We start from the raw sequence: 22,012 nt of genomic DNA, 5'->3' as shown, positions 1-22,012 counted from the left end.
GGACGGCGAGTGACCGACCGTCAGGACGACCGGACCGCGGAGGCGCCTCCCACCCGGCGACGTCGCCGCGGCTGGTCGTTCTGGCTCGGTCTTGCGCTGGTGCTCACCGGCCTCTCCCTGCTGGGATGGGTGGCCTGGCAGATGTACGGCACCAACATCGTGTCGCAGAAGCGGCACCAGGAGACCGTCGACGCGCTCCACCGGACCTGGGACGACCCCACCGGCGCCACGGACGTCGAGACCGACCAGGGCAGGGCCGCCGCCGTCCTGCGGGTGCCCGCCTTCGGCGACGACTACGCCGTCCCGGTCCTGCAGGGCGTCGCGGACGACGCGCTGGCCTCCGGCATGGGCCACTTCGAGGACTCCGCGCAGCCCGGCGAGGTCGGCAACTACGCCCTCGCCGGTCACCGGGTCACCCACGGCGAGCCGCTGCGCGACATGCCCGAGCTCGAGGCGGGCGACGAGCTGGTCGTCGAGACCCGGGACGCCGTCTACACCTACGTCCTCGACACCGGGGGCGAGGAGCTCCGCGTCCCGTTCACCGCCGACTGGGTCCTCGCCCCCGTCCCGGTCAACCCCGACGGCGGCGTCGGACCCGACCCGCAGGCCGAGCGCCTCATCACCCTCACCACCTGCGCCGAGCTCTTCCACACCGACGACCGCCTGATCGCCTTCGGCCACCTCGAGTCCGTCGAGAAGCGCTGACCGACCCCGGGTGTCCCCGCCTGGAGCAGGTGCTCGTCGTCGGTGGGCCCGGCCCGGCCCGGCAGCGGTCAGCGGTCGGCGGCCCCGTCCGACGTCCGGCGCGGGGAGCGGGCGATCTGCAGGACGTCCAGGGCGGCCACGACGTCCGCGTGCTGGGGGACCCAGCCCTGGGCGATCTCGTCGTGCAGGAGGTCCAGGACGGCCGCCCACTCGGAGGGGGTGAGGGATCGAACCAGACTCTCGTGGTCCGGGACCTCGGGTGGGCCGGCCTGCGGCGAGGGTCGCGTCGGCCGGCGCCGCCGTCGGCGGCGGTAGCGGGCGATGAGGGTTCTCATGCCCTGGAGACGACCCGACGGCGATCTCCTTACGTGGGGGCAGGTCGTGCGGGGCTCGCCGTGGGTCGACCGGCGGCCAGGACGAGGCGCCGGCGTCACCGGGCTCCGGTGGGGAGGCGTGGTCTGGACCAGTGCGACGCGCGTCGGACCGTCCGTAAGGACTCGCCGCCCCCGACGTCTTCTTCAGGTGCGGTTGAGGCGATCTGCCCTGCCGCGAAGCAGACGGACTCGCGTGGACCGCGAGCATGGATCGGGAGTAGCAGTGGTGGCAGTGGGGATGGGTTGGTCGCGCCGAGCGCTGATGTGGGCACTGGTCGCCGTGGTGGTGTCGATGACCGGACTGGCGTCGGGCGCTGCGGTCGCGGCGTCGGACGAGCAGCCGGCGGTCAGCCAGGACGGGGCCTCGGCACCGGGTTCCGCGGGCGCGGAGCCGTCCACGACGACACCGGGGGCCGCGTCCGACGGCGACGGGGGTGCCTCGCCCTCGGGGCCGGCAGCTCCGCAGGAGGCACCGTCCGGCACGCCGGAGGCACCCGAGACCTCCGACGGGGACGACGGGGACGACGGGGACGACGAGCGCGGCGGGGAGCCCGGCGGGGGACGTGTCGGACCTGCTGCGGCGGCCGCGGCCGCCGAGTCGGTCGTGGGCATCGCCAAGGAGACCAGCCTGGAGGGCGCGCCCGCCGTGCCCGGCAGCGAGTTCACCTACATCCTGACCGCGCGGTGCTCGGGGCTGACGGCCGGCTGCATCAACCAGTCCGTCACCGACGTCCTGCCGGCCGGCCTGGACGTGACCTCGCTGCCGTCGTCGACGTCGACGCGTGAGGTGACCTACGTGGCCGCCACCCGGACCCTGACGGTGCGGTTCATCGAGCCGCTCCAGGAGCCGGTCGGGGCCATCGGCCTCAACGACGGGGCCACCCGGGTGCTCGAGATCGGGATGCGCGTCCCCGCCAACACCCCGGCGCCCGACGGCACGACGATCACCAACACCGCGACCACGGTCGCCGACAACGCCGACCAGGCCTCCGCCGAGGCCGACATCACCGTGTCGGTGCCGCGTGACGTCAAGCCCGTCGCCACCAAGTCGTGGAACGACGGCTCGGCGGTCGCCGGGTCGGCGGAGGCCTCGCAGGTCGTCCTCGGCATCCGCAACGCCTCCTCCAGCTCCGTCACCGTCGAGGAGCTGCGGGTCGGCGACGTCACGCCGTCGACCTACGAGCGCTTCGACCTGACGGGGGTCGAGGTCGAGCGCTTCCCCGCCGGCACGGACACCGCGCGGCTCCTGGTCTGCACCGCGGCGACGCCGACGTGCGCCGCGGCCGACCAGGTCGCCGGTCCCGCCGCCGGCGGTCCCGGGCCGGTGACGCTCGCCCTGCCGGCCGGCGTCGACGTCGAGGACGTCACCGGCTTCTCGGTGGTCTTCACCGACGCCGGCGGCGACGCGCTCCCGTTCGACTCCACCGGTGGCTCCGTGCGCGCCGGGCTGGTCCTGCGCGACACCGTGCGCTCCACCGGGGCGCCGCTCGAGCCCACCCAGAAGCTCACGACGACCAACTGTGCCGTCCCTGCGGCCGTCGACGAGCTCGGGGCGCTCACCTCGGGTCCCGCGGCCTGCGACACCTACGACGTCCTGCCGAGCACCGTGCTCGTCGACGCCTCCAAGGACTACGTCGCCGACACCGACGGCGACTTCTCCCGGGAGAACGGCGAGTACGCCGTCGTCGGCGAGGGCTCGCCGGTGACCGCGACCGTCCGGGTCCAGAACAAGTCCGCCTTCCCGCTCCAGGAGATCCGGGTGGTCGAGCCCGACGCCGGGGCGCCGACGGGCGAGTTCGCCAAGCTGGACGCCACGTTGGTCCGGCTGCGGTTCCCCTCCGGCGCCACCTCGGCGCACCTGGTCGTGTCCTACGCCGACGGCAGCGCCGACCTGGTCACCGACCGCACGGCCGGCGCCACGATCGACGTGGCCCGCAGCGGCACCCGCCCCTCGCGGATCGAGGTCGTCTACACCGGTGTGGACGGCGCCGGCCAGCCCTCCATCGCGATCGACGCGACGGCGTACCTCGACGTGCACGGCACCCTCAACTCCTCGGTGACCGCGCAGGACCTGCCCAACGGCTCGTCCCCAGGTGTCGTCAACTGCGCGCAGCACAGCGCGAAGGCGACGACGTCCAACAGCACCGGGACGACGTCCGGCAGCGCCTGCAAGTCGCTGGCGGTCGAGAGCCCGCGCTCGTCGGGCACCGGCACGAAGACGGTGAGCCAGACCCAGCTGCCGCCCGGGCAGCCGGTCGACTTCGGCATCACGCTTCGCAACAACGGCAACGTGCCGCTGGTCGACGCGGTGCTGTCCGACCCCGTCACGGAGGCCGACGGCACGCCGCGCGCCGCCGGCAACCCGTTCGCGATCGTCCGCATCGTGTCGGCCGCCGTCCGCAAGGACACCGGCGTCCCCGCCGTGGCGCTCGAGCTGTTCGACCCCGCAGCCGCCGGCGGCGCCGGCGCCTGGGTGGCCTACGCCGGCGCGGACACCGCCCTGCTGACCCGGTCGACCGGCGTGCGTGCCGTCGTGGACGGCGAGCTCGCCCCGACCAGGGCGGTGTTCCTGGACCTGGTGACGACGCGCCGCGACGGGGTGCCCGACGGCGTGACGCTGTCGAACTGCTTCGCCGCCGGTGCCGTCGGCTGGGACGGTGACCCCGTCTGCTCGCCGGGTCTCGAGTCCGCCCCCGCCTCGTCCGCCGCCGCGATCAACAAGAGCATCGCGCCCGGGCGGCTCGTGGCCCCGATCCCGGGGGTGCCGCGCCAGACCGCGCAGGTGCGCCTCACCATCGCCAACACCGGCAACATGAGCGCCCGCCAGCTGCAGCTGACCGACGAGGACCGCGACTTCTTCGACGCCGTCGACCTCGGCAAGGTGGCCTCGGTGCAGTTCCCGCTCGCCTCCGACCGCGTGCGCATCGACGTCTTCGACGGCACGGGCTGGGTCTCCGGCACCCCCGTCGCCAAGGGCGCCTCGGCCTTCCCGCTCCCGGCAGGGGTCGCCGCCGGCGACGTCCAGGGCGTCCGGGCGACGTTCACGTCCGCGAGCGGTGGCTACGACATCCGCCCGTGCGAGGGCACGCCCACGCCGGCCGGCTGCACCGCCGTCGTCGTCCTCGACGTCCACCCGCGCGAGACGCTCCGGTCCGACCCCGCCCAGCCGGTCCCGGAGGACCTCGAGAACACCCTGGTGGGGGGCTACGAGACCCGGCTCCAGGCGCCCGGCGTGCTCAACCCGGTGGCCCCCGTCACTGCCGACCTGGTGCTCGCCGAGGGTGACCCCGAGCTCGACGTGGACAAGACGCCGGACAGCGCGATCGTCCCGGGGGAGACGGCGCCGTTCAGGCTCACCGTCACCAACTCCGGCACGGCGGACCTGCCCGACGTGGTCGTGCGCGACCTGCTGCCGCCCGGCCTGTCGTTCGACGAGACCTTCGCGGGCAACGTGGGCTACCGCGTGGTCGACGTGCAGGTGCCGGCCGGCACGGCCCAGCCGCCCACGCCCACCTTCACCACCACCGCCGCGCCCGGCGGCCGGGTCACCGGCCTGCGCTGGGGCTTCGACGGCTGGGTGATGCGTCCCGGTGCGACGTTCACGATCGAGATCCAGGTCAAGCTCGCGCCCGGCGTGACCGAGGGCCAGGTCAACACCAACCTCATGGGCGCCATCTCCTCCGCGGACGAGCTGGCCTGCGCTCCGGGCACCGGCACCCAGAGCGACGGTGAGCTCGGGGCCGGCACGTGGTGCACCGACACGGCGGCGGTGACCACCAAGGCCGGCGCCGCGTTCGAGGCGCGCAAGTGGGTGGCCGGCAACGACGAGCTCGGGTGGTTCGACAACCGCGCGGGCAACGCCGTGCCCGTCGGCGCCGCGGGCTGCCCCTCGCTGACCGAGGCGGGGCGCACCTACACGGCGTTCCCGTGCATCGCGCTGGTGAACCCGGGCGACCGGTACGACTACCTGCTGCGGATGGTCAACTCCGGCACGGAGCCGGCCACGACCATGCGCATCATCGACCGGTTCCCGGTCCAGGGTGACAAGGGCGTCGTGCTCACGGGCACCGACCGCGGCACCCAGTGGGACCACCGCCCGACGCTCGCCACGGCGCCGGTGCTGATCGGCAGCGGCACGCTCACGACGTCGTACGCGCACTCGGAGGCGGGGGTCTGCACGACCGACCTCGCCATGACCTCGGCGTGCGGCGCCGGCGCCTGGGCGGACCCGTTCGGCCCGGAGGCCGTCGCGGCCCAGATGCGCGTCGCCTGGTCGACGCCGCTGGCGCCGGGCCAGGGAGTCAGCATCGCGTTCTCGATGAACACGCCGCTGGACGTCGAGCGCGCTGCCGACCCCACCATCGCGTGGAACTCCTTCGGCCACGCCGAGACCACGCTGCGCGGCGGTGGCAGCACCCGCGTGCTGCCGCCGACCGAGCCGATCCAGGTCGGCGTCGCGCTGGCCTACGGCACGCTGCGGGTGGAGAAGGAGCTGCTGGCCAACCCCGGCGGCCTCCCGGTCTCCGACCGTGAGTTCGAGCTGGCCTACTCCTGCTCGATCGACCCGGTGGGCAACCCGGCGCAGACCGTGGCCGAGGGCAGCCTGCTCGTGCGTCCCGGTGAGTCCGCGGACGTGACGGGCATCCCGGCCGGAGCGGAGTGCGAGGTCTGGGAGGTCGACCCCTTCGGGGGCGTCACCAACCACCCGCAGGACGACCCGGCGGTCGTCACCATCGCGCCGCAGCTCGGGGTCGACCCGGCCCCGGCCACGGTCGTGACGGTGACCAACAGCTATCCGCTCGCCGGGCTCACCGTCACCAAGTCGGTCGAGGGCGACGCCGACGAGTACGGCCTGTCGACGACGTACCCGGTGCAGGTGCTGTGCGCCATGGACGGGGTGACGGCGACCGGGTTCCCGGTCACCGTGGATCTCGTCGGCGACGACACCGAGGTCATCGACGCCCCGGTCGGCGCCACGTGCACGGCGACCGAGCTCGACGACGGGGGCGCCACGAGCAGCACGGTGGCCCCCGCCGCAGGCGTGCTGGTGACCGCCGGGTCGCCGCAGCAGCTGGCCCTCACCGTGACCAACACGTTCGAGGCGGGACGCCTGCAGGTCCTCAAGCTCCTCAGCGGAGCCGGAGCCTCGCTGCCCGACGGTCCCTTCGAGTACGAGGTGGCCTGCACCTTCGAGGGTGCGCCGATCGCGCCCGTCACCGTCGCGCTGGAGCGGGACGGCGACCTGCGGGAGCTGGTGGCCGACGTGCCTCTGGTCCTACCGATCGGAGCCGAGTGCACCGTCACGGAGACCGACGACGGCGGCGCCGACGTCACCCCGCCCCCGGTCACGGTCACGATCGTGGAGAACGCCGCCGACAACACCGTGCAGGCCACCTTCACCAACGAGTTCTCGGCCGGCACGGTCGCGCTCGCGAAGGCGCTCGACGGCGACGGTGCCACGGAGGCCTACGCCACGGAGGCCGAGTTCACCGTCGACGTCACCTGCGCCCTGGGTGACGCCACCCGAGTGCTGTTCTCCGACGCGGTCCGCATCAATGGCGGCGAGCGGCTGGAGCTCCTGGACGCGCAGGGCGACCCGGTCCTGCTGCCTCTGGGGACGCGGTGCTGGGCCGCCGAGAGCGACGCCGGAGGCGCGACCGCGACGACCATCGACGCGCACTCCTACGACACCGGCCTGGTGGTCGCGGGGGGTTCGCCCGACGACGTCCAGACGATGGAGCTGGAGGTGACCAACACCTTCGCCCTGTCCTCGCTGGTGATCGACAAGGTGGTGGACGGCGCCGCGGCGGGTTACGCCTCGGACCGCGAGTTCACCGTCGCCGTGACCTGCGTGCTGCCCCAGGGCGAGTCGGTGACGCCCCTGCTCACGGCCGAGCCACACGTGGTGCGGGCTGGGACCCCGGTGGTCGTGGACGACCTCCCCGTCGGCGCGCAGTGCTGGATGGCGGAGACCGATGCCGGCGGCGCGACCTCGACGTCCGTCGAGTTCGCCGGTCCGGCGGCGCCGGTCGTCGTCGCCGGCCAGCCCCGGCACGCGCAGGTGACCAACACCTTCGCCGCGGGCGAGCTGGTCGTCGCCAAGCGCGTGGTCGGTCCGGGCGGCCCGGGCCCGTACTCCTTCGCGCTCTCCTGCCTCACGGACGAGGGCGAGGTCGCGCTCGATCCCGCCGACGCCGCGTTCGAGCTGTCGTCCGGCGAGCGTCGCGTGGTGACCGTGCCGCTCGGCGCGACCTGCACCGTCGAGGAGCAGGACGCACCCTCGGACGCCGTGGTCTCCTTCGAGGACTCCGACCGTCGTGCCGACGGGTCGGTCGAGGTCGACCCACGGGCCTCCGTGACCGTCGTCAACACCTTCGCCGAGGACGTCGACGGCGCGGGCGGCGACACGCCCGACGGCGACGGGGGAGGCCTTCCGGCGACCGGCGGCCCCGCGCGGGTGTTGCTCGTGGCGGGTCTGGTGCTCGTCCTGGCCGGTGCGCTCGTGCTCGTGTCGCGGCGTCGCCGCACCTCCGTGCGCGGGTGAGCGTGGCGGGGGCCGCCCCTGGGGCGGCTCCCGCGGCGGGCTGCTCCGTGACGCCCGAGGCTCAGCGCGCGGCGCCGAGGAGCAGCAGCGAGCGCAGCTCGGCGATGACCTCGCGGCAGGGCTGGCAGTCGAGCAGGTGAGCCAGGACTGCGTCGGCACGGGCAGGGGCCAGCCGGTCGCGCGCGAAGGCAGGGAAGTCGCCTCGCACGGCCCCGCAGGCCCGGTCCGAGCTCTGCGCGACGTGCAGGGCGAGGTAGGCGTCCCTCAGCGCCTGCCGGGCGCGGAAGCCCAGGGCTGCCACGGCGTTCGCGTTGAGGTTCAGCTCGTCGCCGACCTCGGCCAGTGACCGGCCCTCGACGGTGGTCCACCAGATCGCCAGCTGCCAGCGCGGCGGCAGGCCCGAGAGTGCCTCGGCCAGCAGCTCCGAGTCGGCACGGAGCGTGCTGTGAGGCTGGTCGTCCGGCGCGGTCGAGGCCTCGTGCTGCAGCTCCTCGACGGTGTCGGAGGGGAGGAGCCGCGCCTGCGCCCGCCCGAGGTCGGCGCTCGCGCTGCGCACCGCGGTGATGAGGTAGGCGCGGAACGAGACCTGCGGCCCACCTCCGCGCGCGATCAGGTCGAGGACCTTGGTGAAGGCCTCGGACACCACGTCGTCCACGTCCGAGGGGCGGCACGACCGGCGGGCGATCCCGAGGGCCACCGGGTGGTGCAGGGCGTAGAGCTCGGCCACCGCGTCCTGGTCGCCCGCACGAGCGCGAGCGACCAGTCGTTGCTCCGCGACCCGTGGGTCGACCGCCCCGTCCTCCCGGGCGGCGGCCCGCCCGGTGGTCTCCGGGTCGGCGCGCCTGCGCGAGGGGAGGCGGTTGAGCACCTGGCTATGCTATCGATCGCGCCGGTTCGGGGCGGTCGCAGGGCCGGGACAGGTCCGTGACGCGAGACCCGAGGTGGTGGACGTGGACTGGACGCGGCTGGTGCAGCGGCTCAGCCCACGTGCTCGCGCACGGCCGACGCGCTCAGGGACGTCGACCTCGCCGGACCTGCGGGCCCACCTGCCCCTCCTGTGGCCGCACGGTCCCGGGGGCGCGGTCGACGAGGTCGCCCTCGCGGCCCTCGGCCGCGGGTACGCCCGAGCCGGCCGCACGTTGCCGGACCTCCTCGCCGACCTCGACATCCTGTGCGCCGTCGTCGGCATCGGGACCTCCAGCCGGATGATCGAGGCGTCGTCGGTCGCCTGGTCGGACGCGTTCCTGGACGGGGTCGCCCCGCCCGCCTCCGCACCGCACCGGCCGGCGTCCCGCGGGCAGGACGACGCCGACCTCGACGAGGTCGAGCGTCTCCTGGATGGTCTCGTCGGGGGCGGCGCGTGGGGCGGCCTGGTCCCTCCCGGCCGACTGTTGCTGGTGACCTGGTCCGCCCTCCAGGGTCTGCCTCCCGCCGCCGAGGAGGTGGCGCGCGTGGTCACCGAGACGAGGCGGATCTTCCCGGGCGCAGCGGTCGCGCCGCAGCCGAGCCACGACCGCGTCGTCGCCGCGGTGGCCGACTCCTCCGCCCTCCCCGGCCGGGCCGCGGCGCTGTCGGCCCGGTGTGCCGAGCTCGCCACCGGCTCCCCGCCCGTCGTCTCCCTGGAGCCCGTCCCGAGTGACGTCGCCGCCGTGGGGCGTCTGCTGCGGCCCACGGGCTGAGGGCATGGGTCAGCAGGGGAGGGACGGGGCCGACCGACCGCGCTGGGGCCGCAGGCGCCCCGTGGACGCCGGGGACGCCGGGGACGCACGGTCGCCGAGGGACGACGCCCGCCTCGAGGACGCGCTGATGTCCGATGTCGTCGCGATGACCGAGCAGGCCGCCATCGACGGGCTGCCGCTCTCGGCCGTGCTGGACGACCTGCGGCTGGTCCTCGATCTGGCGCCCGGCCAGGCGCTGCCCGCGGGGGTGCTGCGCGACTGCGCCCTCGCGTGGGCCTCCGTCCATCAGGAGCTGGCCGCAGGCGCGGGCCGCGAGGTCGCCGTCCGGACGTGGCAGGAGCTCGAGAGCCACCTGTGGAGCCGTCTCGGCGAGAGCAACGCCCCCGTGCCGACCTGGCTGCTCGAGGTGCGTGCCGGCGGCCGGTCGACCGAGGTGGACCCGGCGCAGGCGACGTCGCCCCTCGCCTCGGTCCTCGGGCCGGCGGACCGCCTGCAGGGTGCAGCGCAGGTCCTGGCGACGTTCCTGGACCGGCCCGGGGAGGACGTCAGCCTGCTGCGGGCGCCGTCGGTCCCGCGACCGCACCTGGTGGTGGCGCTGCTCGTGGGGGACTCGGAGGACCGTCCCGCGATGGCCCGGGCGCGGTTGGACAGCTCGCCGATCGGTGGTCCTGGCGCGCTGTCCGTGCGCGTGGTGTCGCTGGCCGACCAGGCCGACGGGATGCTGTCGGCGCTCCGCGCGGCCGTCGGCCCGCGGGACTGAAGGGGGGCGGCTCAGGTCGGCCGGGGACGACGCCGGCCGGCGTCGATCTCACCGAGTGCGGCGTCGACCAGCGCGGGGGCGTGCTCGACCGTCCCGCTGCGCGTCACCAGACGGACCCGGGTCTCGTCCAGCACCTGCTCCGCCCACGCGCCGAGGGCCTCCTGGGACACGTCACGGGCCACGAGCGCGAGCCGCAGCTCTCCGCAGCGCCCGACGGCGACGGTCTCCAGCCGGTGTTCCCACGACGCCGACACCGCACGGGCCGCCTGCGCCAGCGCGGTCTGGTCCTCGGCCTCGAGCACCAGTGCGGTCGCCGGGATCGAACCGGCCCGGGGGTAGGCCGCCGCGCTGGCCAGGGCCTGGTCGAAGGAGCGTGCCGACAGCACCCGGGTGTCCGGGTCGTAGGCCGGGAGCCGGTTCATCACGGCGAGGCGCGAGCTGCGCGGAGATCCTTCGGCAGCAGCGAGGGACGAGCGGCGCAGGAGGCAGACCCAGCCGCGGGACGGCGTGCCGTGCGACGGCAGGCGCTGCACGTAGCCACTGAACCGCACCAGGTCCGTGCCGGCCCTGAGCTCGACGAGGATCGCGTCGACCGTGCCGAGGTCGGTTCCGAGCAGCTCGGCGCCGAGACTGCCGCGCTCGGGCGGATCGGACCCGCGCAGGGTGTAGAAGAGCCGGGCGGGCGCGTTGAGGTCGACGAGTCGCTGGTCGTGGTCGAAGACGAACAGCAAGGCGCCCAGGTCGTCGATCAGCACGTCCGGGCTGGGGCGCACCCGCAGCCGGTCGCTCGCCACCAGGGTCGTCGCGGCGAGCAGTGCCAGGACCAGGGAGGCCACGATGTCGGTGACGTTGAGACGGAAGGCCTCGGCGATGAGGATGACGATCGACGTCGCCAGGAAGCCGCGCGCGATCGTTCGCACGAGCGGGACCGGATCGTTGGCCCGCTGGGAGACCCAGACCGTCATGACGACGAGGACGCCGAAGGAGTAGACCGTGTTGGCGACGAACAGCGGGTCTCTCGAGGGCAGACCCCAGAGCACCCGGAGCGCCAGCATCAGCGCGGGCACGCCCAGCCACATCGCGACGAGCCCGTTCGAGGGGCGCCAGTCGTAGCGCGCGAAGCAGCCGGCCCACAGCAGCATCGCACCGCCGCTGAACGCGATCGAGGGGAACCACAGCATCTGGTGCCACGGGTGGATGCCCTCGGCCTTGACCAGGGTCACCGACAGCGTCCACGGGACGGTGCCGACCGTGGCCCAGAACAGGAAGCGCGTCGAGCCCTGCAGACGCTCGCGTCTGGTGAGCAGGCCCAGGCACGTCACGACGGCCAGGACCGCTGCAGCCAGGTGTACCCCCGTCACCCACGACACGCCGCCATGGTGGCACAGGGCTGACGAGGGCCGATCCGGTGTCTGCGGTGCGGCCCCCGTCGTGACGAGGGCGGCCTGGAGTCGCCTGGCCGGTGATGGTCGGGGGACACCAACACCCCCACCGGTGACGAGCGCGACGACGACCGCGGCCCGCCGGCGCGCGTCTCCCCGGGCCCCGTCGGCCCCGCGCCGGGAGGTCCTCGCCACCGCGCCGTGAACTTCCACCAAGTCGCCCGGAACCTCGGCGCACCTGGCGCGTTGAGAACGCGTGATGAAGAAGACGACGGGCATGAAGCAGTGGAGTGAGTCTCAGGCGCCCGAGTGGTCGGACCTCGGTGGACCGGGAGGCGTCCAGGTGCGGGCGCAGGCGGGAGCCGGTCCCGAGCTGCACCGGCTCCGGGTCGCCTCGCAGGAGAAGGTCCGGGCCGAACGGGTCGTCGTGGAGATGGTGGCGGCGGCGCTGGCGGCGCGGCACTCCTGGGCGGAGATCGGCCGGGCAGCGCGGATCACTCGTCAGGCGGCACACGTGCGGTGGCGGTCGGTGGAGACGGGGCCCGCTCGTGACACCTCGCTCGAGCGGATCCGGGCGGCCGTCGCCGACGAGTCGCCGGGAGAGCAGCAGGAGGCGGTCGAGGCTGCCCGAGCCGCCTGGCACTCCTGGGCCGAGATCGCCGCGGCTGCCGGAGTCAGCATGAAGACCGCCCGCAAGCGGTGGGGGGGCATCCCCAAGGGGCGAGCAGGGTGGGGTCACCCGCTCGGTGCCGACGGGGCACTGAAGGACGTCCGGACCGCGATCCTCGCCGTCGAGGCCGCGGCCCGTGCCGAGCGGACCGCAGCGCGGGCCGCCCGAGCAGCAGGCCAGTCGTGGGACGAGATCGGCCGGGTCACCGGGTTGTCGCGGCAGGGGGCCCACGCGCGCTGGACCAGCTGAGCAGGAACCCTCACACGCCTCCCGAGCCGCCACCCGCGGACGAGCACCCGGCCGCCCGCCGACCTGCTCCTCCCGGTCGACGTCGTCCGTAGACGCGGGACGACACCCGCCGCCCCGCCGCGCACGACCTACGGGACCGGCCCGTCGGCCACGAGCAGCGCCAGCACTCGCCCCATCAGGTCCGGAGCGACGTCGTCGGGGGCGACCATCCGCTCCACGGCAAGGCCGTTGGCCAGCGCCATCAACACGGTCGCCAGCTCGGAGGCGGGCAGGGGCAGGGAGCCGCCCGCGCGGTCGACGTGGTCCTCGATCGCAGCGGTGACGGCGACCCGGAGGGAGTCGCGGTGGCGTCGGAAGACGTCGTCGACGTCGCCCGAGCGCACCGCCCGCTGCCACAGCTCGAAGAAGAGCAGGTGCCAGTCGCGCTGCCCGTCGGAGGCGTCCGTGAGCCTGTCCCCGAGCACCCGCGCCCGCGCCCCCATGGACCCGTCGAGGTCCTCGACAGCCTCGAGCCCGAGGTCGAGGTAGGCCGAGGTGCGATCAGCGACGAGCGCGGCGACCAAGCCGTCCTTGCTGCCGAAGTTGGAGTAGACGGCGCCCTTGGTGAACCCGGCGTCCGCCGCGACGTCGTCGAGGCTGGCAGCCTCGATGCCGCGACGGGCGAACACCCGGGCCGCGGCGTCGAGGAGCGCCCGTCGCACCTCCTCACGGGATGGTCGGCGACGACGGTCGGGGGGTGGACGGTCCTCGGGCACCCCACCACGATACCCAGCCGTATCCGATACCGTGGGGTATCCAGATCCCCGGTCCGAGGAGCGCGCATGCCGCCGAGCACCACACCCTCCCCCCGTCAGCGACGCGAGCTCCTGCGCCCCGGAGTGCGCTGGGGTCTGGGGCACGCGATCCCGAGGCGCGCGATCGGCCGCGCCGCCCGCGCCGGCGACCTCCACGCCCAGCTCATCGTCGCGACCAGCACGAGCAGCGAGGTGCCACGGGAGCTCTTCGACCAGATCCGTGCCGCAGGACCGGTCCAGCGCTCGAGGTACGCGTGGGTCACGGCCCGTCACTCCGTCGTGCGTGAGGTCCTCGCCAGTCCCGACGTGCGCGCCGGCGTCGACCTCGGCCGGGGCGGGGGGCCCTGGGGTCGGCTGAGTCGCTGGGCGGCCGAGACGGCCCCCATCGGTCCGCTCACCCCGCCGTCGCTGCTGGTCACCGAGCCACCCGACCACACGCGCATGCGCAAGCTCGTCACCCGGGTCTTCTCCGTCCGGGCCGTCAACGAGCTGCGGGAGCGGACCGAGCAGATCGCCGACGACCTGCTCGACGAGCTCGACTCGCGGGCCGGCCGGGCGGCGGGCCGGGTCGACCTCGTGGGGAGCTACTGCGCCCTGCTCCCGGTGACGGTGATCGCGGAGATCCTCGGTGTGCCCGAGTCCGAGCGCGGCCAGGTGCTCGAGCTCGGCACGGGCGTGGCACCGAGCCTGGACCTCGGCCTGTCCTGGCCCCAGCTCCGCTCCGTGGAGGACTCGTTGTCGCGGTTCGAGAGCTGGCTGACCGGCCACATCGAGCGCAAGCGCCGCGAGCCCGGGGACGACCTGTTGAGCAAGCTGGTCGCCGCGCGCGACGACGAGGGCGCCGCCCTGACCGACGCCGAGCTGAGGGCCACCGCCGGTCTGGTGCTCGCGGCCGGCTTCGAGACCACGGTCAACCTGCTGGGCAACGGGATCGCCCTGCTGAACGACAACCCCACCCAGCTCGCCCTGCTCCAGCGCGAGCCCGAGCGGTGGCCTGCCGCCGTCGAGGAGGTCCTGCGGCTCGACCCGCCGGTGCTCCTGACCGGCCGCACCGCCGTGCGCGACACCGTGGTCGCGGGTGTCCGGGTTCCCCGGGGGGACGTCGTCACGGTGCTGCTCGCGGGCGCCAACCTCGACCCGGACGTCTTCGTCGACCCCGAGGTCTTCGACGTCTCCCGGAGCAACGCCGCCGACCACGTCTCCTTCTCAGGAGGTCGCCACTTCTGCCTCGGTGCCGCGCTGGCCCGCATGGAGGGCGAGGTCGGGCTGCGGCGACTCCTCGACCGGTACCCCGGCCTCCAGGTCCAGTCGGGTGCTCGCCGTCGCGACACCCGCATCCTCCGCGGCTTCGCCAGCCTCCCCGCCACCCTGCGCTAGCCCGGCGCAGGAGCACGGGTCCCGGCACCGGTCGGCCCGCTGGACGTACGTCCGAGTTGGCGCCCCGTTGGCCTCGCATTTCCCTGGACCACCCAGGGTGGACGCGTTCTCAACAATGCGCCGTGGGACCGGGCCCCGGCACGACTCCCCGAGGAATCCCTTCGTGCGCCCACACCGCAGAACCTCCGGCCTGCTCGCCGTCCTCCTCGGCGCGGCCACCGTCTCGATGGCGTTCTCCGTGGCACCGGCCGAGGCCGCCGTCACCGACATCAGGATCAACGAGGTCAGCTCCAACCCGACCGACTTCGTCGAGCTGGTCAACGCCGGTGCGGAGCCTGTCGACATCGCCGGCCTGACCGTCGCCGACGAGGGATCCGCGCCGTTCACCATCAAGGCGGCCACGACGATCCTGCAGCCCGGGGACCTCTACTCGTTCACGATGGCCTCGGTCGGCGGACCCGGACTGGGCAAGGGCGACACCGTCACCATCGCCTCGGGCGGAACCCCGGTCGACTCGTACACGTGGCCCGCCGGCACCCACGCCGAGCCGTCCCACGGCCTGTGCGAGGGCGCCGCCGCGATGGTCCTGCAGTCCTCGGCGACGCCGGGACTGGCGAACGACTGCCCCGTGGCGGAGGTGGTCCTCAACGAGGTCGCCTCCAACCCGAACCCCGACCTCGTCGAGCTCCTCAACGTCGGCGTCGTGCCGGCCGACATCTCCGGGTGGCAGGCCGTCGACACCGACCCCACGCACGCCAACATCACCTTCGCCCCGGCCGGCACGGTGCTCGAGCCGGGCGAGTACTTCACGTTCAACCCCGACGACGCCGCGTTCGTGGGCCACTTCGGCCTGGGCTCCGGCGACGGCATCACCATCTTCGAGGCGGACGGCACCACGGTCGTCGACAGCTACAGCTACGTCGCCACCGGCGCCCACGCCACGCCGTCGCACGGCCGGTGCCCCGACGGCACGGGTGACTTCGTCACGGCCACGGCCGCCACCCCCGGCGCCGCGAACGCGTGCCCGCTCGCGCCCGGCGCCGCCGACGTCAAGATCAACGAGGCGAGCTCCGACCCGTCCGACTGGGTCGAGCTCACCAACGTCGGCGCTGCGCCGGTCGACGTCTCGGGCTGGCTCCTCAGCGACGACGCCGGCACGACGGACCCGACCCACCTGCAGGCGATCCCCGCCGGCACGACGCTCGCTCCCGGTGGCTTCCTCGCGGTCGACTACACCGCGGCCGGCTTCGGCAAGGGCGACCAGGCCAACCTCTACCTCCCCGACGGCGTGACGCGGGCCGACCACACCGCGTGGCCCGTGGACACCCACGCGACCGCGTGGGGGCGCTGCCCCGACGGCACCGGCGCCTTCCGGGTGACGGTCCCCACCAAGGGTGCCGCCAACAACTGCGACGCGCCGCCGCCGCCCCCCGAGCTCGACCCGAGCTGGGACGACATCGAGATCAACGAGATCTCCTCGCTCAACAACGGGCAGGAGGGTACGCCGATCGCCGACGCGGTCGAGCTCGTGAACACCGGGTCCGCCGCGGTCAGCATCGAGGGCTGGTGGCAGACCGACAGCGGTGCCGCGAGCGGTGCCTCCGCGCTGACGCTCGCCGACCTCCAGGTCTGGAACGGCACGGCCCTGGCCCCCGCCACCGCCATGACCGTCCCGGCCGGCGGCCACGTCGCCTTCTCGTCGAAGAAGGGCCTGTCCGGCGAGGGCGACGCGGTCAAGGTCTACGGCCCGGGCGCCACCGCGACCGAGCGGCAGCTGGTCGACGAGGCGTCGTACGGCGACGGTGACGCCGGGACCTCGGACACCCCGGCCGCCAACACCGGCGCGAAGGCCTTCGCGGCCTGCCGCGACGGCTCGGACGACTTCTGGCGGGTCACGGTCCACAGCATCGGGCAGGACAACACCGCCTCGTGCTCGACCAAGCACCGTCCCGGTGCCCCGCTGGTCACCAGCGTGGTGCTGAACGAGGTCTCCGACGTCGCCGGCAAGGCGGAGCTGCTCAACACCGGCACCGCCCCCGTCGACATCTCCGGCTGGACCCTCAGCGACGACACGGGCACCGTGCTGTTCACCGTCCCCGACGCGACCACGCTCGCAGCGGGTGGCTTCTTCCTGGCCGAGGGCATCACCGGTCTGGGCGCCGTGGACTCGCTGACCGTGACGCGGCCCGGCGACGGCGCCTCGTTCCTCGGTCACTCCTGGACGGAGTCCGGCGTCGCGTCCTACAGCCGCTGCGACAGCTTCGGCCAGGTCTCGTACATCGAGACGCCGTCGGCCACCTGGGGCGCGGCCAACCTCTGCCCCACCCTGGCCGCCGGGACGTGGCCGGGGGGCACCGAGGTCACCGTCGCCGACGCCGACACCGACCTGTTCACCGACATCGACTCCCCGCAGGGCGGCACCAACGGCGAGGGCGACGTGTCCGGCGTGACCTTCGCCGAGGGTGGCGACGTCCTGTGGGCGGTCATGAACAAGGGCCGCCTGTTCAAGCTGAAGAGGACCGTTGCCGGCACCTACGACAGCTACGACCCGGCCTGGGAGGGCGGCGTACCGCTGGCCTTCGCCGACGGTGACGGCCAGCCGGACTCCGAGGGCGTGACGGTCGGCCCGGACGGCGCCCTCTACATCACCTCGGAGCGCGACAACGAGCGCAACAAGAGCGGCTCGTCGAACGTCGTGCTGCGCTACGACGTCAGCACCGTGACGGCGTCGACGGGCGAGCTCTCGGCGACCCACCAGTGGGACGTCCACCCGTTCGTCCCGACCGGCTCCAACCTCGGGCTCGAGGGCATCGCCTACGTCCCCGACTCCTTCCTCGTCGACTCGGGCTGGACGGTCGACGGTCGGGCGTACGCGGCGGCCGACCAGCCCACCCCGGGCCTGTTCGCCACCGCCGTCGAGGGCACCGGCGAGCTGCACTTCTTCTCGCTGGCGACCGCTGCCGCCCCGGTCGAGGTCAAGGTCGAGTCGTCGGGCTTCCCGTTCTCCATGGACGTCGCCTACGACGCCGACCGGCAGCAGCTGTGGACGCTCTGCGACGACACCTGCGGCGGGGTCTACCACGTGCTGAAGGTCGACGGGAGCGGCGACCTCGCCGTGACGGCGTCGTACAACCGTCCGGCCGGCATGCCGAACCTCAACAACGAGGGCATGGCCATCGCGCCGCTCAGCACCGCCGCCGCCGGTGCGGTCGCGGTGATCTGGGCCGACGACGGGGACACCGACGGCTACTCGCTCCGGGCGGGAACCCTCTCGACCACCGCCGCCCCCGGCACGATCGTCGAGGTCACCCGTCCGGGCATCGCGGGCACGGCCAAGGTCGGCTCGACCCTGACCGGCACCGGCGGCACCACGTCGCCGGCCGCGGTGACGCGTCGCTACCAGTGGCTGGCCGACGGCACACCGATCGCCGGTGCCACGAGCAGCAGGCTGAGGCTCGTGGGCCAGCTCGCGGGCAAGCGGATCAGCCTGCGGGTCTCGGCCTCGGCTGCGGGCTACTCCGACCTGACCACCGTCTCCGCGCAGACCCCGGCGGTCGCGAGGGGCACGATCGTCGCGGGCAAGCCGAGGATCACCGGCAAGGTGAAGGTCGGCAGGACCCTGACCGCGAAGGTGGCCACCCCGTCCGTCGCGACCAGGGTCACCTACCAGTGGCTCGCCGGCGGCAAGGTCCTGCGCGGCAGGACGGCGGCCAGGCTGACGCTGACCAAGGCCGTGCGGGGCAAGAGGATCACGCTCCGGGTGACCTACACCGCGACGGGATACCGCGACCTGACCCGCGTCTCGTCCACGCGGAAGGTCGCTCGCTGACCGACGCCGGCGGGGTGTCCGTGGTCGAGCCGGGGCCAGGATCGGTTCAGCGGGGGCGCGACAGGGTCGCCGCCAGTCGCAACGCGCTGTCCTCGGCGGTCCGTCGGAGCGGGCGGACCAGCAGCGGGGACAGGGCTGCGGCAGCACCGGTCGCACCCCACCGGACGAGCCAGCGGACCCGGACCTCGGCCCCGAGGTCGGTCAGCTCGTAGGTCTCGCGCAGCCGGACCCGCCCAGCGGTGCCGGAGAACACGAGCCGGTGCTGGGCCTCGACCGCGTCGAGCGACCAGGCGACCCGCTGGTCGCGCCCGGCGAACCGGAGCGTGCTGCGGTAGCGGCTGCCGACGGCCCCGCTGCCCTCGACCCGCTCGGACGCGGTCGTGGCGGTGTTCCAGTGCGCTGTGTGGCGGAAGTCGATCAGGTACAGCCACACGTGCGCGAGCGGTTGGTCGGTGTAGATGTTGCGCTCGGTCTGCGCCATGTCGTCGCTCCTGCTCGGTCGGCCGGGTCTCGGGGCCCGCCTGACGGGTGAGGGGCCCGGGTCGGCGTCAGCCGCCCCGGGCCCCCTCGTCGGTCCTGCTCGTCGGTCCTGCTGGTCGGTCCTGCTGGTCGGCCGCAGGGTCAGTCGGTCGTGCGGTCGCGGACGTCGCCCTCGACCTCGATGTGCTCCTTGCGGACCTCCTCGGAGACCTGCTCCTCCTCGGTGACGGTCTCGGTCCCGAGCCGGACCCGCTCCACCGGCTCGGTGGTGGTGCCGGCGACGGCGCGCTCCTCGTGGAGGACGACCTCGTGCTCCTCCTCCGAGATCGCGGGGCCGTCGAGCGCGTCCCCGGCGTTGACGTCGGTGACGGGCTCGCGCTCGACGACGGCGCGCTCCTTGCGGACCGGGACCGTGGCGGTCTCGGTCTCGGTGGTGACGTACTTGCGCAGCCGCGCCCGACCCGCCTCGTGCTCGGTGGTGCCGACCTCGAGGTGCTCCTCCGAGCGGGTCATCGCGTCGTCGGTCGTGGGTCCGGAGGTGTCGCGGCCCTCGGTGCCGGCCGTGTTGCCGGCGCGCCCGCTGTCGGCGTAGCCGGCCTCGGTGTGGCCGGCGTCGGTGTGGCCGGCGTCGGTGTGGCCGGCGTCGGTGTGGCCGGTGCCGGTGCCGCCGCCCCAGGTCAGGCCGTAGTGCTGGTAGAGACGCTCCTCCTCGGACTTGTCGAGGTGCTCGCCGTCGATGTCGACGTTCGGGGCGTCCTTGACCTGGTCCTTGCTGTAGGGCAGCGTCAGGCGGTCGCCGTCGTAGCTGGCCTGCTCGATCGGCACGAAGGTCTCCTTGGTGCCGAACAGGCCGGTGCTGATGGTGACGAAGGCGGGCTGCCCGGTGTTGTCGTCCAGGTAGACCTGGCCGACCTTGCCGAGCTTGTCGCCGTCCTGGCCGTAGGCGGTGGCGCCCTCGATGTTCTGGACGTCGTTGTCGTTGAGCATGGTGGTACCTCACATGGTGGGTTGAGGTGATGCGTCGGACAGGTGCCGGACCACGACACCCGGTGCCGGTGACCGGCGACGGGCGGGGTGGTCCGGGTCGATCACCCGTCGGAGGAGCCAGGCTCCTCGGACGGGGGTACGGGGGTGCGTGCGGTGGTGCGGTCCTCGACCTCGATGTCGCCGTCGGTCTCGACGCTGACGTGCTCGCGTCGCAGCTCGGTCTGCAGGACGTGCTCGTCGACGACGGTGTGCTTGCGCACGACGATGCGTTCGCGGACGACGAGCTTCTTGGTCACGACGAGGACCTCCTCGAAGACCGGGACGGAGACCGATCCGTCGGCGAGGGTGATGACCTCCCCGGTGTCGCCCTCCTCGGCCGCGGAGCGCTCGGTGTCGGCATGCTCGACGCTGCGCTCCACGGTCTGCTCGACGGGCAGGGTCTCGACGTGCTTGCGCACCCGCACCCGACCCGCCTCCTCCACCTCGCGCGTGACCTCGAGGCGCTCCTCGCTGCGCACGGTCGAGACGTCGTCGGACGTGGCCGCGGGATCACGGTCCGTGGCGTCAGGGGAGTGGCTCGCGTCGCCGGGGTGAGCGGGGACGTGGGGGTCGTGCTCGTGACCGCTCATCGGGCACCTCCCCCGCGGACGATCCCGCCGGGCCGCTCGCGGACCTTGCGGCGGGTCTCCACGACCGCGACGGTCTCGTCGTGACGGTGGCGGTCGGCCAGTCGGCCGCCGAGCCAGCCGCCGAGGAGGGCGAGGACGAGCGCCACGACGCCACTGATGATCGCTGCCGTGGTGAAGGCGTCCTGGGAGAACCAGCTCGGGAGGCCGACGTCGCCGGTGACGTCGAGGTCGTCGCCGAAGATGGCGGCGAGGGCGGCGAGGACGCCGGCGAGCAGCACCAGCCAGAGCACCGTCAGCAGCCCGTGCAGGCCCCCGTGGTGGCGGGCGATGCGCCCGGCGACCCAGCCGCCGACGAGGCAGGCGAGGAAGAGCACGACCAGGCCGCCCACGAGGCTGCCGATCGAGAGGTCCTGGTCGTCGACACCGGTCTGGTAGCCGATGGTCCCGACCGCGGCGGAGACGAGGCTCGAGAGGAGGAGCAGGGTGCCGAGCGTGGCGAGCGCACCACCGATGGTGGCCAGGAGGTCGACCCGCTTGCGCTGGGCGGCCCGGCCGGCGTCCCGTTCGTCGGCGCGGTAGACCACCTGCTCGTCGGGCGGCGGCGCGATCGTGGACGCCGTGGTGTCGACGCCGTCCGGCCGGGCGACGGGGTCGTGGCCGTCGGTCCCGGGTCGGCCGTCGCCCGTGCGGCTCGGTCGGTCGGGCGGGTCGTGGCGGTGCTGGTGAGCCATGGGTGCTCCTGGGTGGTGGAGGGGTGCGGACGGTGCGGTGTCCGGTCGGCCGGTCTCGGCTGTCGTCCGGTCTCGGGCTCGGGCGCCTCGTGGCGCGGGCCCGGGCGCCGGGTGGCGGGCGGACCGAGACAGGTCACCGCCCGCACCCCGACGTGCTCAGCCCTGGGTGTCGGTGCGGACGGTCTCGACCGCGGTGGTGCCCTCGTCCTTGACCCGGCCGGTGGCGTCCTGGCCGGTCTGCTTGACCTGCTCGACGGCCTCGGCGGCGTTGTCCTTGACCTGGCCACCGACCTCGGCGGCGGCGGCCTTGACGTCCTCGACCAGCGGCTGGGCGTGGTCCTGGACGGCGTCCTTGACCTGCACCGCGGCCCGCGACTCGGCGCGGGTGGCCGGGACGAGGGCGGCGATGACCATGCCGAGGCCGAACGCGGCGACACCGGCGGCCAGGGGGGAGCCCTGGAACTGGTCCTTGGCGGTCTCGGCCGCCTCGGAGGCGGTGCCGGAGACGCTGCCCCCGGCCCCGGAGACGGCCCCGGAGACGGTGCCGGTCACGGAGTCCTTCGCGCCGCCGGCGCTGCCCATGACCTTGCTGCGGACGTTGCCGACGCGGTCGCGGGCGGCGGCCTTCTTGCGGTCCACGATCGCTGCGGGGCTGACCTTGTCCTGGAGCTCGTCGAGGTGGTTGGCCAGGTTGCCCCGGGTGGCGGCGATCTCGGTGCTCAGCTGCTCTGTGTCTTCGCCCATGGTGCGTCCTCCTTGAGTGTCTGCTGCGTCTTCGGCAGCTGCGGGTTGGCCTTCTTCAGGTTCGATCGGCCCGAGACC

16 protein-coding genes are annotated in these 22,012 nt (G+C 74.0%); 7 read left to right on the top strand and 9 right to left on the bottom strand.

Annotated elements, in window-relative coordinates:
• Positions 1 to 9: 9 nt before the first annotated feature.
• Positions 10 to 705, top strand: a complete 696-nt coding sequence (locus tag E4623_RS20865) for a class E sortase (RefSeq protein ID WP_134768514.1) — start codon at positions 10 to 12, stop codon at positions 703 to 705.
• 68 nt (positions 706 to 773) lie between these two features.
• Here the strand turns inward: E4623_RS20865 and E4623_RS20860 are convergent, their stop codons facing one another.
• Positions 774 to 1,040: a hypothetical protein gene (locus E4623_RS20860; protein WP_134768513.1), complete on the bottom strand. Its 267-nt coding sequence runs from the start codon at positions 1,038 to 1,040 to the stop codon at positions 774 to 776.
• Between the two features lie 301 nt (positions 1,041 to 1,341).
• Between E4623_RS20860 and E4623_RS20855 the strand changes: the two genes are divergently transcribed.
• Entirely contained in the window at positions 1,342 to 7,623 is a 6,282-nt protein-coding gene (locus E4623_RS20855; RefSeq protein WP_134768512.1) for a DUF5979 domain-containing protein, read from the top strand.
• Between the two features lie 61 nt (positions 7,624 to 7,684).
• On the opposite strand, the gene E4623_RS20850 is transcribed toward E4623_RS20855, so the two are convergent.
• Complete coding sequence (locus tag E4623_RS20850) at positions 7,685 to 8,491, bottom strand: sigma-70 family RNA polymerase sigma factor (RefSeq protein ID WP_134768511.1); 807 nt, start codon at positions 8,489 to 8,491, stop codon at positions 7,685 to 7,687.
• 82 nt (positions 8,492 to 8,573) lie between these two features.
• Here E4623_RS20850 and E4623_RS20845 point away from each other — a divergent pair, with 82 nt between their 5' ends.
• Positions 8,574 to 9,302 carry a hypothetical protein gene (locus tag E4623_RS20845; protein WP_134768510.1) on the top strand — a complete coding sequence of 243 codons (729 nt, stop codon included), beginning with the start codon at positions 8,574 to 8,576 and terminating at the stop codon, positions 9,300 to 9,302.
• Between the two features lie 127 nt (positions 9,303 to 9,429).
• Positions 9,430 to 10,062 (top strand): hypothetical protein, encoded by a 633-nt coding sequence (locus E4623_RS20840; protein ID WP_134768509.1) that lies wholly within the window; start codon positions 9,430 to 9,432, stop codon positions 10,060 to 10,062.
• 11 nt (positions 10,063 to 10,073) lie between these two features.
• Here the strand turns inward: E4623_RS20840 and E4623_RS20835 are convergent, their stop codons facing one another.
• Complete coding sequence (locus E4623_RS20835; RefSeq protein ID WP_134768508.1) at positions 10,074 to 11,432, bottom strand: hypothetical protein; 1,359 nt, start codon at positions 11,430 to 11,432, stop codon at positions 10,074 to 10,076.
• 271 nt (positions 11,433 to 11,703) lie between these two features.
• Here E4623_RS20835 and E4623_RS20830 point away from each other — a divergent pair, with 271 nt between their 5' ends.
• The gene (locus E4623_RS20830) at positions 11,704 to 12,363 is read left to right on the top strand and encodes a hypothetical protein (RefSeq protein ID WP_134768507.1); all 660 of its coding nucleotides are present in this window, start codon (positions 11,704 to 11,706) and stop codon (positions 12,361 to 12,363) included.
• 128 nt (positions 12,364 to 12,491) lie between these two features.
• Here the strand turns inward: E4623_RS20830 and E4623_RS20825 are convergent, their stop codons facing one another.
• On the bottom strand, positions 12,492 to 13,064 hold the full coding sequence (locus E4623_RS20825) for a TetR/AcrR family transcriptional regulator (RefSeq protein WP_167736787.1): 573 nt from the start codon (positions 13,062 to 13,064) through the stop codon (positions 12,492 to 12,494).
• A 120-nt stretch (positions 13,065 to 13,184) separates the two neighbouring features.
• On the opposite strand from E4623_RS20825, the gene E4623_RS20820 reads away from it, so the two are divergent.
• Positions 13,185 to 14,534, top strand: a complete 1,350-nt coding sequence (locus E4623_RS20820; protein WP_134768505.1) for a cytochrome P450 — start codon at positions 13,185 to 13,187, stop codon at positions 14,532 to 14,534.
• A 163-nt stretch (positions 14,535 to 14,697) separates the two neighbouring features.
• The gene (locus E4623_RS20815; protein ID WP_167736786.1) at positions 14,698 to 18,363 is read left to right on the top strand and encodes a lamin tail domain-containing protein; all 3,666 of its coding nucleotides are present in this window, start codon (positions 14,698 to 14,700) and stop codon (positions 18,361 to 18,363) included.
• A gap of 46 nt (positions 18,364 to 18,409) precedes the next feature.
• Here the strand turns inward: E4623_RS20815 and E4623_RS20810 are convergent, their stop codons facing one another.
• From E4623_RS20810 to E4623_RS20790, 5 genes are all read right to left on the bottom strand, one after another.
• Positions 18,410 to 18,844, bottom strand: a complete 435-nt coding sequence (locus E4623_RS20810; RefSeq protein ID WP_134768503.1) for an SRPBCC family protein — start codon at positions 18,842 to 18,844, stop codon at positions 18,410 to 18,412.
• Between the two features lie 140 nt (positions 18,845 to 18,984).
• On the bottom strand, positions 18,985 to 19,830 hold the full coding sequence (locus tag E4623_RS20805) for a PRC and DUF2382 domain-containing protein (RefSeq protein WP_134768502.1): 846 nt from the start codon (positions 19,828 to 19,830) through the stop codon (positions 18,985 to 18,987).
• 101 nt (positions 19,831 to 19,931) lie between these two features.
• Positions 19,932 to 20,459, bottom strand: coding sequence for a DUF2382 domain-containing protein (locus tag E4623_RS20800; protein ID WP_134768501.1), 528 nt, complete (start codon positions 20,457 to 20,459; stop codon positions 19,932 to 19,934).
• Positions 20,456 to 21,190 carry a TIGR04086 family membrane protein gene (locus tag E4623_RS20795; protein WP_134768500.1) on the bottom strand — a complete coding sequence of 245 codons (735 nt, stop codon included), beginning with the start codon at positions 21,188 to 21,190 and terminating at the stop codon, positions 20,456 to 20,458. Before E4623_RS20795 ends, E4623_RS20800 begins: the two co-directional genes overlap by 4 nt.
• 156 nt (positions 21,191 to 21,346) lie before the next feature.
• Positions 21,347 to 21,934, bottom strand: a complete 588-nt coding sequence (locus tag E4623_RS20790) for a DUF3618 domain-containing protein (RefSeq protein WP_134768499.1) — start codon at positions 21,932 to 21,934, stop codon at positions 21,347 to 21,349.
• Positions 21,935 to 22,012 lie beyond the last annotated feature (78 nt).

This window comes from Nocardioides sp. 1609, assembly GCF_004522105.1.
Classification (GTDB): domain Bacteria; phylum Actinomycetota; class Actinomycetes; order Propionibacteriales; family Nocardioidaceae; genus Nocardioides.
The sequence above is the reverse complement of the archived record's forward strand: the minus strand, read 5'-3'. Positions and strand labels throughout refer to the sequence as shown.

What these genes read in the sequence shown, in the direction of transcription:
- E4623_RS20790 (WP_134768499.1), bottom strand. Translation starts at nt 21,934, where the DNA reads ATGGGCGAAGACACAGAGCAGCTGAGCACCGAGATCGCCGCCACCCGG.
- E4623_RS20855 (WP_134768512.1), top strand. Translation starts at nt 1,342, where the DNA reads ATGTGGGCACTGGTCGCCGTGGTGGTGTCGATGACCGGACTGGCGTCG.
- E4623_RS20805 (WP_134768502.1), bottom strand. Translation starts at nt 19,830, where the DNA reads ATGCTCAACGACAACGACGTCCAGAACATCGAGGGCGCCACCGCCTAC.
- E4623_RS20795 (WP_134768500.1), bottom strand. Translation starts at nt 21,190, where the DNA reads ATGGCTCACCAGCACCGCCACGACCCGCCCGACCGACCGAGCCGCACG.
- E4623_RS20800 (WP_134768501.1), bottom strand. Translation starts at nt 20,459, where the DNA reads ATGAGCGGTCACGAGCACGACCCCCACGTCCCCGCTCACCCCGGCGAC.
- E4623_RS20810 (WP_134768503.1), bottom strand. Translation starts at nt 18,844, where the DNA reads ATGGCGCAGACCGAGCGCAACATCTACACCGACCAACCGCTCGCGCAC.
- E4623_RS20820 (WP_134768505.1), top strand. Translation starts at nt 13,185, where the DNA reads ATGCCGCCGAGCACCACACCCTCCCCCCGTCAGCGACGCGAGCTCCTG.
- E4623_RS20840 (WP_134768509.1), top strand. Translation starts at nt 9,430, where the DNA reads ATGTCCGATGTCGTCGCGATGACCGAGCAGGCCGCCATCGACGGGCTG.
- E4623_RS20830 (WP_134768507.1), top strand. Translation starts at nt 11,704, where the DNA reads ATGAAGAAGACGACGGGCATGAAGCAGTGGAGTGAGTCTCAGGCGCCC.
- E4623_RS20860 (WP_134768513.1), bottom strand. Translation starts at nt 1,040, where the DNA reads ATGAGAACCCTCATCGCCCGCTACCGCCGCCGACGGCGGCGCCGGCCG.